Genomic DNA, 13,914 nt, shown 5'->3' on the forward strand with positions numbered 1-13,914 from the left:
TAATATGGACAAAGAAACATTCATTGAGCAGTTGAGAGAAATAGTAAGGCCCTACGCTAAGAATCAGGAAGCGCTGGCAACCATCAATACTTCCACCGATTTTATCAATGACCTCAAAATTAATTCTGCCAACCTGGTAGATGTGGTACTGGATGTAGAAGAGAAATACGATATCGTAATCCAGAACGAAGAAATGGAACGTATGCTCAACGTGCAGGCTGCCCTCGATATCGTGGAAGCAAAGCTGAATGAAAAATGATCGGCAACGACATTATAGATCTCCGGGCTGCTGCCACCGAAAGCCGTATTGATCGCAAAGGCTTCCTGGAGAAATTGTTCCTGCCGGAGGAAATCAGGATGATCCGGGAGGCCGCCACCCCGGCGGTATTCACCTGGTTGCTGTGGAGTTGCAAGGAAGCGGTGTATAAAATAGTGCATCGTAATACCCGCGAAAGGCGGTATGCGCCGCAAAGATTTTCCTGCCAGGTAGAACAGGAGGTTACTTCAACCGGGTGCTATACCGGCGCCGTGTTATATGATCAACATACCTATTGTTATCAGAGTTTTATTACGGATCATTGTATCCATACCTATGCGGCCGAAAACCCCCGGCTGATGCAACACGCGGCCGTATTTACAAAACAGGCTGCTGGTGAAAACTATGCGGATTTTATGGAGGAAGTACTTTCTTCACAGGAATTATTTTATAAAGATGATAATGGAATACCGTATATCCTTCACCGTGAGGATGGCAGGAGTATGCCGGTTTCTGTGAGCCATCATGGAAAATACTGTGGCATTGTAAAACTGAAAGACTTCGGCAAATACCCCCTTTAACCTACCTGACTTAAAAATAACATCGGACGTTTCATTGCTGTAAAAAAGCAAAACCGGGTTAACTACCCCGGTAAAAACCGGTTTAAAATCATGTTCCCACCCTCATCATGATTAATTTGTAGGTATGTATATACATAATGCTAATAAACTACCATCATGTAGCAAAATACTATCAAAATGGCGTGTTATTATACCCGATATTTACCATTATTAACAACCAGATAGCTATAGTAATGATTGACGGGCCTCCCCGTCGTACAAGTACAGTGCACAATTAATTGAAGAAAATTATGTTCCAACGTTGTGTCAGACTCACCATCTGCTCTCTTGCCTTTTTATACGCGTGTAACAATGGCGATACACCCGGTAATCAGCAGGAGAAATTACCTGAAATTGTAGACTACAATTTTGACATCCGCCCTATCTTGTCAGATAAGTGCTATGCCTGCCACGGTCCGGATGCCAATAAACGGGAAGCCGGTCTGCGCCTCGATATTGCCGACAGCGCCTATAAAGCGCTGCGTGAAACACCTGGCGCACACGCGCTGGTACCCGGCAACCCTATGGCTTCTGTATTGTATCAGCGCATCAGCACTACAGATACTTCGATGCGCATGCCGCCGCCATCCTCCAATATGTCGCTCAGCAACTACGAAGTAAAACTGATTGAAAAATGGATCAAACAAGGCGCAAAGTATAAACCGCATTGGGCCTTCGTGGCGCCGGTAACACCCGCACTGCCCAAAGTGAACAAAGAGAAATGGGCACGTAACGAAATAGACCATTTTGTATTGGCCCGCATGGAGGAAAAAGGGCTGGAACCCAACCCGGCAGCGGATCATGAAAGACTGCTCAAACGCCTTTGCCTCGACCTTACCGGCCTGCCTCCATCTCCTGAAAGAATGGAACGCTTTGCCAAAGACACCAGCGACGCGGGTTACGAACGTATGGTAGATGAACTGCTGAAGGACAGCGCCTATGGCGAAAAGATGGCGGTACACTGGATGGATGTGGCCCGTTATGCTGATTCGCACGGCTACCAGGACGATAACTACCGCACCATGTGGCCCTGGCGTGATTGGGTGATCCACGCATTCAATGAAAACCTGTCTTACAAAGATTTTATTACCTGGCAGATCGCCGGAGACATGATCCCCGGCGCCACCCGCGAACAACTGCTGGCGTCCGGCTTTAACCGCAATCATAAAATCACGGAAGAAGGCGGTGTAATAGATGAAGAATACCGCATAGAATATGTTTCCGACCGCACCAACACATTTGGTAAAAGCATGCTCGGCATCACCATCGAATGCGCCCACTGTCATGATCACAAGTATGATCCGTTCTCACAAAAAGAATACTATGAACTCTTTGCCTTCTTTAATAATGTAAAGGAAGTAGGCCTGCAATCTGTAGTAGGTGGTCCGGAAACCTACGCCAAAACGCCTTACATGGAGATCACGAAAGAAGATCTCAATGGCGTGCTGAAATTTATTAATAAACAGGACAGCAACAGGTTGATTGTATCCGTAATGGGCGAAAGGGATACTACCCGGAAAACGTATATCCTCGGCCGTGGTAACTATGACAACCCTACGCTGGAAGTGCAGCCGGAAACGCCACACGCGGTGTTGCCGTTTGATGTGAAACAATACCCGGCCAACCGCCTCGGACTGGCCAACTGGCTGTTCGATAAGCGGAACCCGCTCACCGCAAGGGTTTTCGTTAACCAGCAATGGCAGGAAATATTTGGCAGGGGTATCGTGAAAAGCACCGGCGACTTCGGGATGCAGGGAGACCTGCCTACCAACCCGCAACTGCTCGACTGGCTCGCGGTGGACTTTATGCAGCACGGCTGGAATATAAAACGCCTCATGAAACAAATGGTGATGACCACCACTTACCGGCAATCGGCCGCTGTTTCCAAAGACAAACTAAAAGCCGATCCTGAAAATATTTATCTCTCCCGCGGGCCACGGTTCCGCCTTCCCGCAGAAGGTGTGCGCGACCTGGTGCTGAAAAGCAGCGGCCTGCTGGTACCGGTAATCGGCGGCCCCAGTGTAAAACCTTATCAACCTAAAGGCTTATGGGAAATGGCTACCTCCGGCAGGGGAATTTTGGCCAGCTATAAACAGGATCATGGCGAAAGCCTGTACCGCAGAGGGTTATACACCTTCATTAAACGTACGGTACCGCCGCCATCCATGATGATCTTTGACGCCAGCAACCGTGATCAGTGCGAAGTGAAACGCGCCAGCACCAATACGCCGCTGCAGGCGCTCATCATGCTCAATGATCCTACTGTGCTGGAAGCCTCCAGGGTACTGGCTTCCCGGCTACTGCAAAAAGATAATAATACCTCCAGGAATATTCAACAGGCGTTCCGTTTAATTGTTTGCCGCACACCGCAACCACAGGAACTAACCTTGCTGGAGAAGTATTATGAGCAGCAACAGCAGCTGTACAAACAACAGCCGGCCAGCGCAGCAAAGCTGCTGCAACACGGCGAATACCCGATGGCGCAACACCTCGATAATGCTTCATGGGCAGCCATGATGCAGGTGATCACCACCATCTATAACCTGGAGGAAACGCTTTCAAAAACGTAAAGTCACGCATAATAAAGGACGATGAAAAACGAATTCATAGAACACCACCTGAATATGAACCGCCGCAAGTTCCTGTCGCGCCTGAGTCTTGGCGTGGGCAGCCTCGCACTGGGTTCATTGCTGGTACCTGACCTCTTTGGCAAAAACAGTGGGGAGGAGGCGCCTTTTATTCCCGGCATGCCGCACTTTGCACCCAAAGCAAAAAGGGTGATCTACCTGTTCCAGAACGGAGCGCCTTCACAATTGGAGAGCTTCGACTACAAACCCAAACTACGGGAAATGATGGGACAGGAACTACCGGCCTCTATCCGTATGGGACAGCGTTTAACAGGCATGACCTCCGGGCAGTCGTCTTTCCCGCTGGTAGGCTCGCACTACGATTTTCACCAGTACGGCGAAGCACGCGCCTGGATCAGCGACCTGTTTCCACACACCGCTAAAATAGTGGACGACATCTGTATTGTACGTTCCATGTTTACGGAAGCGATCAACCATGATCCGGCCCTTACCTTTTTCCAGACAGGGGCGCAACAGGGCAACCGCGCCAGCTTTGGCTCCTGGATGAGCTATGGCCTCGGCAGTGAAAATAAAAACCTGCCTGCATTTTGTGTGCTGCTGTCGAGAGGCAAAGGAAACGGGCAAGGCGTATACTCCAAGTTGTGGTCCAACGGATTTTTAGACAGCATCCACCAGGGCGTTCAGTTCAGCAGCGGTGAAAGCCCCGTGCTGTACCTGAATAACCCCGAAGGCATTGATATGGCCAATCGCCGCCAGATGCTGGATCAGCTGGCCGCATTGAATGATCAGTCGTATAAAGAATTTGGCGACCCGGAAATCAATACCAAGATCCAGCAGTACGAAATGGCCTACCGCATGCAAACGGCCGTTCCCGAACTCACTGATCTCTCTAAAGAATCGGATGATATCATTAAGCTGTATGGACCGGATTGCCTGGTGCCCGGAACCTTTGCCGCCAACTGCCTGTTATCCAGGAAGCTCTCTGAAAGCGGCGTGCGCTTTATCCAGCTATACCACCAGGGCTGGGATCAGCATGGCAACCTGCCTAATGAAATGGCCGGACAGGCAAAGGATGTAGACCGCGCCTCCGCAGCATTGATCACCGATCTGAAACAACGGGGTTTACTCGATGAAACGCTGGTGATATGGGGTGGCGAATTTGGCAGAACCAACTATTGCCAGGGTAAAATGACCGCCGATAATTATGGCCGCGATCACCATCCGCGCTGCTTCTCCATCTGGATGGCCGGCGGTGGCGTAAAACCCGGCATCGTATACGGTGAAACAGATGAATTCGGATACAATATTGTGAAAGACCCGGTACACGTGCATGATTTCCATGCAACCATTTTACACCTGATGGGACTGGATCACGAGAAATTAACTTTTAAACACCAGGGACGCCGCTACCGCCTCACAGACGTGGCTGGCAAGGTAATCCCGGGATTGATGGCCTGATAAAAACACTGTTATAATGGAAAGAAGAAAATTCATACAGACGTCGGCGTTAGTAACCGCCTCCTTTTATATTTCCCGTGATCTTTTCGCCAAACCCAAAGGACCGGTATATGGCCACAATAACATGCGCTACGCACTGGACACCAAATGGGGCACACTCGACAGCAGCCGCTACCCGGTGAAAGATTGCCATGAAATGGTGCAGGACAAAAAAGGCCGCATTATCCTGCTTACCAACGAAACAAAGAACAATATCCTTATCTATAATAAATCCGGCAAGTTATTGGAAAACTGGGGCCATGAATTTCCTGGTGCGCACGGACTTACACTCAGCAACGAAAACGGTACGGAGTTCCTGTTCATTACCGATACTGAAAAACACCAGGTATATAAAACCACGATGGAAGGTAAAATCCTGCTGACCATCGACTATCCCGCTGAAACAGGCGTGTATAAAAAGAAAGAAGAGTTTGTGCCTACAGAAACCACGGTAGCAGACAACGGCGACTTTTATATCGCAGACGGTTATGGCGCACAATATGTAATGCGTTATGACCGCAACGGTAAGCTGCTGGGGTATTTTGGAGGAAGGGGGCAGGGAGATGAACACCTGGACAATGCCCACGGTATTGTAGTAGATCATCGCAAAGACACACCTACGCTTATTGTTACCGACAGAACACGGAATTGCTTTAAACGCTTCAGTCTTGACGGACAATTGCAGGAAGTAATTGCCCTGCCAGGCGCCTGTGTATGCCGCCCAGTTATAAAAGGCGATCACCTGTATGCCGCAGTATTACGCTCGCCCAATATGGATAAAGAGGGCAGTGGCTTTGTAACGATACTGGATAAAGACAATAAGGTGGTTTCCAACATTGGAGGTACCGCACCGGTATATACCAACGGAAAGCTGGAGCCGATGCAGCAGGCAGAGAAAATATTTGTACATCCGCATGATGTATGTGTGGACAACGACGGGAACCTCTACGTGGCGCAATGGGCCTCCGGGAAAGTGTATCCTTATAAACTCAGGAGGGTATAATGACCGTGAAACAGCCATCCAGATGGCAAAGCGCAGGCAGCAGCCTGTTATTTGCCGGTAATATTTTTATCCTTTTCCTCGTGATCTTTGGCAACAGGGTGGTGTTACCTCCCTGGCTGCAGGTGCTGGGGCGCATGCATCCCTTGTTGCTGCATTTTCCTATTGTGCTGATCCTTGTGGCGGGCATTTTAACGTTTATCCGTTTACGTGAGCCTGCCGCTGAAGCATGGAAACAACAGCTGGCGGCGGTGTTGCTGCTCACCGGCGCACTCAGTGCAGTCGTTACCGTTATCATGGGACTGTTTTTATCCGGTGAAGAAGGATACAACGGCAGCGGCACTTTACAGTGGCACAAATGGAGCGGCGTGAGCATGTGCTGGCTGGCTTCCCTCTTATATTGGTTTGGACAATCAGAGAAAAGCCGCCCGGTGTTACAGAAAGGAGGTATCCTTATCACGGCCGCATTGCTGGTAATCACCGGTCACTTCGGAGCCGACATTACGCACGGCGAAAACTTTGTACTGGCGCCGGTAAGCCCCGCGGGCAAAGGACCACAGGTGCCCTTTGATCAGGCGCTGGTATATGAGCACCTGGTGAAACCGGTGTTGCAGGAAAAGTGTATGAACTGCCACAACGCAGGTAAGGCAAAGGGAGAGCTGGCAATGGAGCTGCCGCAGCAACTTCTGAAAGGAGGAAAGAGCGGTAAACTGTTTGTAGCCGGCAAACCGGAAATGAGCCTGTTAATGGAAAGACTGCATCTGCCACTGGATGCCAAAAAGCATATGCCGCCGGCAGGAAAACCACAGCTCACACCGGAAGAAGCAGACCTGTTGTATTACTGGATCAAGGGTGGCGCTGATTTCAAAACAAAGGTAGCTGCATTACCCGCAAAGGACAGCCTGCGGTTGCTGGCCGCTGCTATGTTGCAGCCCGCTGCTTCCACCGCCCCGGTATATAACTTTGCCGCAGCAGATGAAAAGCTGGTGCAAAAGCTGAATAATAACTACCGGGTTATTTACCCGATAGCATTGAATGCTGCGCCACTTGTTGTAAACTGTTATAATAAGGATCAGTTCAACAGTAAATCAATAGAAGAACTGCTGCCGCTGAAAAAACAGATCATAGAAATGCACCTGCAGAAGATGCCGGTGCAGGATGCCGATCTGAATATCATTGCACAGTTTCCGGAACTGCGGGTGCTGAACCTGAGCTTTACTAACGTAAAGGGACAAACGCTGTCGGCCCTGGCGAAGCTGCCTCACCTGGAAAGTCTTTCCCTGTCAGGTACGCCGGTTACGCTGCAGCAGCTGCAGGTGCTGAAAACGGCGCCTGCATTGAAGGAGCTGTACCTGTGGAACACCGCACTCACCGCCGCTGAACTGGACCAGCTTCCTGCCGCATTTAAACAGGTAGCCATCATCAAAGGATTTACAGACGATGGTAAACAACTACTGAAACTGAATCAACCTTTATTGCTGAACACCGCTTCCGTTTTCCGTAGTGCCACGCAGCTGCTGCTGAAGCACCCGATAAAAGGCGTGGAGATCCGCTATACCACCGACGGGTCGGTACCGGACAGCATCAATTCGCCCCTGTTTAAAGACAGCCTGTTGCTGCAAAGTAATACGACCATTCGTGCCATTGCCTGTAAGAAAGGCTGGTATGCCAGCGACCCGGTGCAGTTCAGTTTTTACAAATCTTCGTATATCCCTGACAGTGTGGTATTGCTCACACAGCCGGATGGCAGCTATGCCGGTAACGGCGCCAAAACCTTATGCGACGGGCAGAAAGGCGGCGTGGATCAGGGCAACGGAAAATGGCTGGGCTATGTAAAAGAGCCAATGACAGCTATGCTGCTATTCAAACAGCCCGTGCCCCTGCAGTCGGTGTCGGTAGGTATCTTAAGAAATATCAACGGGTATATTTTTCCTCCCGCTAAAATAGAAATATGGGGTGGTGCAGATGCACAACACCTGAAACTGTTGAAACGGATCATTCCCGCTGCAGGGAAAAAAGACGATCCTGCGGCTTCAATGGAAATAGCAGCCGCTTTCCCGCTTACCACCGTTTCCTGTGTGAAGCTGGTAATGGAGCCTTTGCTGAAAATACCAGGCTGGCATCCCGGTAAAGGAGGCCGCGGATGGGCATTTGCAGATGAAATATTATTGAATTAGCGGTTATAATCCGCAACAGCGAACATTGAAAATAAACCACCGGTGGCAGGTATTTACCTGGCCACCGGTTACTTTTTGGTGAAGCGGGGAATAATTGGAATGATAAAAGTAAATATTATCTTAACATTCCATTATTCCACGTATAATTTTCACTCATGAAGTCCAGGTATCTTATTTTTTTATTGATCTTGTTTTATCATGTGCCGCTGTTGGCACAACGGGTAAAGATCGCCTGCCTGGGTGCAAGCATCTGTGCGGGCGCCCGCCTGCAGCATCCCGAAACGGAATCCTACCCGGCGCAGCTGGGAAAGCTGCTGGGGCCGGGCTTTGAGGTCACCAACTATGGCGTAAGCAGCACCACCTTACTCAAAAAAGGGGATCATCCCTATTGGAATACGCCGGAGTATAAAGCTGCGCTGGCAAATGAACCAGACATTGTGCTGATCGACCTGGGAGGCAACGACAGCAAGCTGATTAACCGCGTACATCTCGATGAATACGAATCGGATTACCACGACATGATCCGTGCATTCCGCACATTGCCCTCGCATCCGCGTATCCTGCTGCTGCAGCCCATCGTTTCCTTTGTGAAAGACACTACCCAGATCTGGGACCCGGTTATTACAACACAGATTTTACCAAAGGTAAGACAGGTGGCTTATGATGAAAACCTGGAGCTGGTAAACCTGAATGCGCTGTTGATCGGTAAACCCGGACTTATGCCGGATGGTATTCATCCTGAACTAACGGGTACCACGCTGATGGCGAAAACACTTTTTGAAGTGCTGCACCCGGTGCGGGATACGGCTTTTAACGCTATCAGCCACCTGCCGGGCGATAAAAAGATCACCTCATTTTATGGATACCATTGCGCGGATTTTGAATTCAGCGGGCGCGCCTGTAAAGTGGTAGCGCCAAAGTTTGCAGCTGCCGGGCATCCGTGGATCTGGCGGGCCCGTTTCTGGGGCCATGAACCGCAAACAGATATTGCCCTGCTGGAAAGAGGTTATCATGTGGTGTATTGCGATGTGGCGGAACTGTTTGGCAATAAGGAAGCCATACAATTATGGAACGGCTATTACTCATTGTTGCGCAAAGCCGGACTGGCACGTAAAACAGTGATGGAAGGCATGAGCAGGGGAGCAGTTTATGTGTACAACTGGGCGGCTGAAAATCCGGATAAAGTAGCAGCCGTGTATGTAGATAACCCGGTGATAGACCTGTGCAGCTGGCCGGGCAGCCAGTTTAAAAAACAGTTCACAAAACGTAACGAATGGGAAGCTTTCAAAAAGGATTATGGTTTTACTTCCGATAGTGCTGCTATGTTGTTTAAAGGAAGTCCGCTCTATAAAACAAAGGAAATTGTAAAGGGAAAATACCCGATGCTGCATGTGTTGGCAGATGCGGATACAGATGTGCCACCGGCGGAAAACACATTGCCATTTGAAGAGAAAATAAAAGCGCTGAAGGGGGATATAACGGTGATGCATAAACCGGGATTTGCCCATCATCCGCATAGTTTCCCGGACCCTACGCCAATTGTAGATTTTATCTTAAAAGCGGTAAAGTAAAACAGTTAGCTTCCGGTATTGTGCCGGAAGCTAATTGTCAGTAATTTATTTTACGAGCCACTCCAGTTTATACATACCACGGAACCGGTCGTAGGTGAGCAGTTCTGCATCACGCTTAAACTGGGCGTCCATCTGATCCGCCAGTGTTTCATGCGCGGGGAAAGCCTGTTTCACATTCCAGGCGGTCAGCGTTTGTATTTTACCGTTCGGAGCGGAGAAGTACATTTTGTACTGATCTTCCGGACCGGCTTTCGGAGAAGCAGGTATTTTTCTCTTATACAGCAATAATTGCGGGTTTTTATTCAGGATCTGGTAACTATGATTACCTTCTACCCGGTATACATCACCATTTGCGAGCTGATAAGCAAATATTTCATTTTTGTTGATATGAATATTCCTGCCGTTATGCTGCAGGGTGACATAACTTTTAGGCGCAAGCGTATGCAGATGGATCCTGGGCGCTTTGTTGCCGTTATCTCTGGTGTAACTCAACTCATTAGCCAAATAATCATCCATGCTGCGGTAAATGCCGGTGATCTTCTTTTGCGCGTCTGCTGCTACATTGATACACATCAATAAGCAGATCATGTAAAAAATTCTGCTACAGTATTGCATATGTTGATCTTGTTTTGGTGCCATTATTAAGTTAGCAAAAATAGCCGATAATTTCTTGTGAAGACATGATAAAAATCATTAAAAATCTCCGGAAAAGAAGTTATTTCATCTTCACCATCAACATACAAAAATATAATAACCTCCTTACAAAACCGGCAGGTATACATAAAAAGTAGTGCCCTCATTCAACTGCGATTCAGGATAAATATACCCTCCATGATTCAATACCACTTTGCGGCAAATGGTTAACCCGATACCCGAACCGGGATATTCGGAAGGCTTCACCAAACGCTTGAAAATAGTGAATACCTGGTCGGCGTATTTCTGCTCAAAGCCGATACCGTTGTCGCGGAATACCAGCTCATAATACTGTTTGCCTGTTTCCAGTCTTGGAACCGCAGCTTGTTTTTCCGGTGATATGATGCTCACGCTTACGCGGATCACCGGTTCCTGCTCATTAAACTTCAGGGAATTATCAAGCAGGTTATGAAAGAGCTGATTCATCTGTAATGGAACCGCTTTTATGTGTGGAAGCGGTGATATTTCAATATGCGCATTCCTTTTCCTTAAACCGGGTTCAAGATCACTCAGTACCTGTTCCATAACAACATTCAGGTCTGTTTCAATAAACGGATCGTCACTTTTATTCAGTTTTGAATAATTCAGCAGGTCTTTGATCAGCCCGGACATGCGCGAAGCAGAGGCGATCATTTTTTCCAGGTATTCCTTTACCGGCTGTTGTGCCGCTTCGGCGCTCATGGCAATGTTGCCAAAGGTTTGAATTTTACGCAAGGGCTCCTGCAGGTCATGGCTCGATATAAATACAAAGTCCTCCAGTTCCCTGTTGGTCCGTTTTAATTCTTCATTGGCCACTTTTAATGCTGTGGTGCGGTCTTCCACATGAAATTCCAGTTTATCTGAATAGTTTCTGGCAGCTTCACGTGCGGCTACAAAATGGGTGATGTCATTGGTAACACACATGATGCCGGAAACATTGCCACTTTCTTCATACAGCGGTTCAAATGTAATCCTGACAATAATATCTTCGGCTTTACCAAAACGTACGATCTTTAGCGGCAGTTCGCCGGTAATATACCTTTTGCCGGTGACGTATGCTTTCTCTATCATACTTTCCATTCCCTGTGATTTCAGCTCGGGCAGGGCTTCCAGTAATGGTTTCTGCATTACTTCTTCAGCGGTTCTGCCCCAGTACTGCAATTGTATTTCGTTGGCCACCTCAATATTCATTAACAGTCCTTTCAATAAACAGATGGCCACCGGCGCCTGTTCAAATAAATTTTTCAGTTGCTGCTCCGCATGGTTGCGCAGTTGCAGAATTTTAATATGCGCTTTTACTTTTGTGAGCAGTTCCCCGGCCGAAAAGGGTTTCACCAGGTAGTCGTCTGCACCGGCTTCCAGTCCGTCGATACGGGCTTCGCCACCTGCACGTGCGGAAAGGAAGATAACAGGTATCTGCGCGGTAACCGGGTTGCCACGTACGCGTTCCAGCAGATCTTTTCCATTCATCACCGGCATCATGATATCGCTGAGGATAAGATCCGGTTTGTTACGCTCCACTTGCGCCAGTGCTTCCAACCCGTTTTTGGCAGTGGTGATATAAAAATATTTTTCGAGTAGCCGTGCCAGGTAGTTACGCATATCTGCGTTATTATCCACAATGAGCACATGCGCCCGTTCGGGGCTGCCGGCGGTTTCTGTTACTTCCCAGTGCCCCATTTCGGGCATATAATGCCCCTCATGTGTTGGAGGACTGCTGTTGTCCAGCAGGCTGTATGCCTCTTTCAGAAAAGCGCCTTTTAACAGCAGGGTATCTGTATGTTTCCCGGTTTCGGAGATTTGTTCCCGGGGAAGATGATCATTGCCGAAGGGCAGGTGTATGGTAAAAGTTGTGCCTGTGCCTTCTGAACTTTCCACGCTGATGGTGCCGGCGTGTAGCCGTACCAGTTCGCTCACCAGCGACAACCCGATACCAGATCCCTCATGTGTGCGGCCAGGACTGTTTTCCACCCGGTGAAACCGCTCAAACATATGTGGTAATTCTTTTTCAGGTATGCCTACGCCAGTATCTTTTACCTGGAGAATGGCGGATGTTTCAGTTTCACGGAGTATCACGCTGATACTGCCTTCCAACGTAAATTTAAACGCATTGGAGAGCAGGTTCAGGATGATCTTCTCCCAAATTTCCACATCTATATACACCGGCCGGGTGGACACACAATCGATATTCAGTTGCATACCTGCTTTTTCGATGATCGACTGGAAGCTACTGGCCAGATCGGTGGTGAGTGTTGCCAGGTTTACCGGCTGGTATACCGCCTTTAACCGGTTGGCTTCTACCCGGCTTACATCCAGGAGGTTGTTTACCAGTTTCAACAGGCGGTGCGTATTGCGATAAGTGGCATCCAGGTTAATTTTATATGGAGGCTGCTGCAGCAGGGGTTGTTGCAGCAATTCTTCCAGCGGGCCTATCATCAGCGTAAGCGGCGTTCTGAATTCGTGGCTTACATTATTGAAAAAAGCTGTTTTAGCTTTATCAATAGCCGCCAATGCTTCGGTGCGCTGTTGTGCCTGTTCATACGCATGCACATTGGAAAAGGCGATGCTGAAAGCATTGCCCAGTAATTCGTAAAAGTTTAAATAGGCATCATCCAGCGTTCTTCTGGCACTCACACCTGCCACAACAAACCCCCACGGCCGCTGCTGCCCGGCAATATTTACCGGCAGCACAACAGCGCTGTGTGGCGCTTCGGGGTACGGACCAAAGGGAATATTGCCAAAGCGGTTGCCCAGGTCCGTTACCACTCCGGGTTGCAGGGATTGTAATACCTCGTCAAAAGGCCAGGTAACTCCCGCAGCGTCCGCATTAATTCCGGCAGCAGCTATTACACAATGGCTATCCACCTTACTGTCCAGTTGGTATAGCAGCAGGAAAGGGATATCCCGGCTGAAGTCAATCGTTTTTCCCAGTATTGCGTCGCATATCTTTTCAGTAGTTTCGGCTTTGCCTATCAGGGCCGACAAATCACGTACCACCTGCGTCCGGCGCGCAGCGAGCATTTTATCCGTTGTTTCGGTAACCGTGTGAAAAATACCTCCCACTTCGCCGGCTTCATTTCGTATAGGCGCAAACGAGAATGTCATGAATGCTTCTTCGAGGTAGCCGTTCCGGTCCAGGAACATCCGCTGGTCTTTGATATAGGTGCCTTCACCTGATTGTCCGCGGGTAAAAGCATCACCCACTACCGGCAGCGCTGTTTCCCAGCATACCCGGAAGCTCTGCCCCATAGACACGGGATGTTTATCGCCACAGATAGGACGGTAGCTATCGTTATAGATCTGTATGGTATCGGGGCCCCAGGCGATTAAAGCGGGAAATGTGGAAGAAAGACAAAGACTGACCGTTGTTTTTAAACTCTGCGGCCATGATTCCACCGGACCTAACGAAGTTGTTGACCAATCCATGCTTTGAATCAGCCTGCCCATTTCCCCACCACCAGCTAAAAATTGATCTTGATGCTGCATAGGCGTTTGTTAAAGGGGCACGTGTAGTTTTGTTTGAATGAGTCAAA

Annotated in this window: 9 protein-coding genes; 7 read left to right on the plus strand and 2 right to left on the minus strand. The window is 48.9% G+C overall.

Annotation, left to right across the window (positions count from 1 at the left end; translation table 11 throughout):
* Positions 1-4: 4 nt before the first annotated feature.
* The 7 genes from PV783_RS15460 (at position 5) to PV783_RS15490 (ending at position 9,709) form a co-directional block, all read left to right on the plus strand.
* Entirely contained in the window at positions 5-259 is a 255-nt protein-coding gene (locus PV783_RS15460; RefSeq protein WP_079468014.1) for an acyl carrier protein, read from the plus strand.
* Positions 256-837, plus strand: coding sequence for a 4'-phosphopantetheinyl transferase superfamily protein (locus PV783_RS15465; RefSeq protein WP_420988628.1), 582 nt, complete (start codon positions 256-258; stop codon positions 835-837). Before PV783_RS15460 ends, PV783_RS15465 begins: the two co-directional genes overlap by 4 nt.
* Before the next feature lie 290 nt (positions 838-1,127).
* Complete coding sequence (locus PV783_RS15470; RefSeq protein WP_420988629.1) at positions 1,128-3,446, plus strand: PSD1 and planctomycete cytochrome C domain-containing protein; 2,319 nt, start codon at positions 1,128-1,130, stop codon at positions 3,444-3,446.
* A 21-nt stretch (positions 3,447-3,467) separates the two neighbouring features.
* Positions 3,468-4,922 carry a DUF1501 domain-containing protein gene (locus tag PV783_RS15475; RefSeq protein WP_079468011.1) on the plus strand — a complete coding sequence of 485 codons (1,455 nt, stop codon included), beginning with the start codon at positions 3,468-3,470 and terminating at the stop codon, positions 4,920-4,922.
* A gap of 16 nt (positions 4,923-4,938) precedes the next feature.
* A complete protein-coding gene (locus PV783_RS15480) occupies positions 4,939-5,964 on the plus strand; it encodes a 6-bladed beta-propeller (protein ID WP_420988630.1) in 1,026 nt (341 codons plus the stop codon).
* Positions 5,964-8,138 carry an FN3 associated domain-containing protein gene (locus PV783_RS15485; protein ID WP_420988631.1) on the plus strand — a complete coding sequence of 725 codons (2,175 nt, stop codon included), beginning with the start codon at positions 5,964-5,966 and terminating at the stop codon, positions 8,136-8,138. Before PV783_RS15480 ends, PV783_RS15485 begins: the two co-directional genes overlap by 1 nt.
* A 155-nt stretch (positions 8,139-8,293) precedes the next feature.
* Positions 8,294-9,709 (plus strand): GDSL-type esterase/lipase family protein, encoded by a 1,416-nt coding sequence (locus PV783_RS15490; RefSeq protein ID WP_420988632.1) that lies wholly within the window; start codon positions 8,294-8,296, stop codon positions 9,707-9,709.
* Positions 9,710-9,754: 45 nt separating this feature from the next.
* Here PV783_RS15490 and PV783_RS15495 read toward each other — a convergent pair whose 3' ends face one another.
* Together PV783_RS15495 and PV783_RS15500 are read right to left on the minus strand one after the other, a co-directional pair.
* Positions 9,755-10,297 carry a hypothetical protein gene (locus tag PV783_RS15495; RefSeq protein WP_420988633.1) on the minus strand — a complete coding sequence of 181 codons (543 nt, stop codon included), beginning with the start codon at positions 10,295-10,297 and terminating at the stop codon, positions 9,755-9,757.
* Positions 10,298-10,468: 171 nt separating this feature from the next.
* The gene (locus PV783_RS15500) at positions 10,469-13,867 is read right to left on the minus strand and encodes an ATP-binding protein (RefSeq protein WP_420988634.1); all 3,399 of its coding nucleotides are present in this window, start codon (positions 13,865-13,867) and stop codon (positions 10,469-10,471) included.
* Positions 13,868-13,914 lie beyond the last annotated feature (47 nt).

The sequence above is a fragment of the Chitinophaga sp. CC14 genome, assembly GCF_048957795.1.
Taxonomy (GTDB): domain Bacteria; phylum Bacteroidota; class Bacteroidia; order Chitinophagales; family Chitinophagaceae; genus Chitinophaga; species Chitinophaga ginsengisegetis.

Coding starts and splice junctions, on each gene's coding strand:
- PV783_RS15475 (WP_079468011.1), top strand. CDS start 3,468: ATGAAAAACGAATTCATAGAACACCACCTGAATATGAACCGCCGCAAG.
- PV783_RS15480 (WP_420988630.1), top strand. CDS start 4,939: ATGGAAAGAAGAAAATTCATACAGACGTCGGCGTTAGTAACCGCCTCC.
- PV783_RS15470 (WP_420988629.1), top strand. CDS start 1,128: ATGTTCCAACGTTGTGTCAGACTCACCATCTGCTCTCTTGCCTTTTTA.
- PV783_RS15460 (WP_079468014.1), top strand. CDS start 5: ATGGACAAAGAAACATTCATTGAGCAGTTGAGAGAAATAGTAAGGCCC.
- PV783_RS15490 (WP_420988632.1), top strand. CDS start 8,294: ATGAAGTCCAGGTATCTTATTTTTTTATTGATCTTGTTTTATCATGTG.
- PV783_RS15500 (WP_420988634.1), bottom strand. CDS start 13,867: ATGCAGCATCAAGATCAATTTTTAGCTGGTGGTGGGGAAATGGGCAGG.
- PV783_RS15495 (WP_420988633.1), bottom strand. CDS start 10,297: ATGATCTGCTTATTGATGTGTATCAATGTAGCAGCAGACGCGCAAAAG.
- PV783_RS15465 (WP_420988628.1), top strand. CDS start 256: ATGATCGGCAACGACATTATAGATCTCCGGGCTGCTGCCACCGAAAGC.
- PV783_RS15485 (WP_420988631.1), top strand. CDS start 5,964: ATGACCGTGAAACAGCCATCCAGATGGCAAAGCGCAGGCAGCAGCCTG.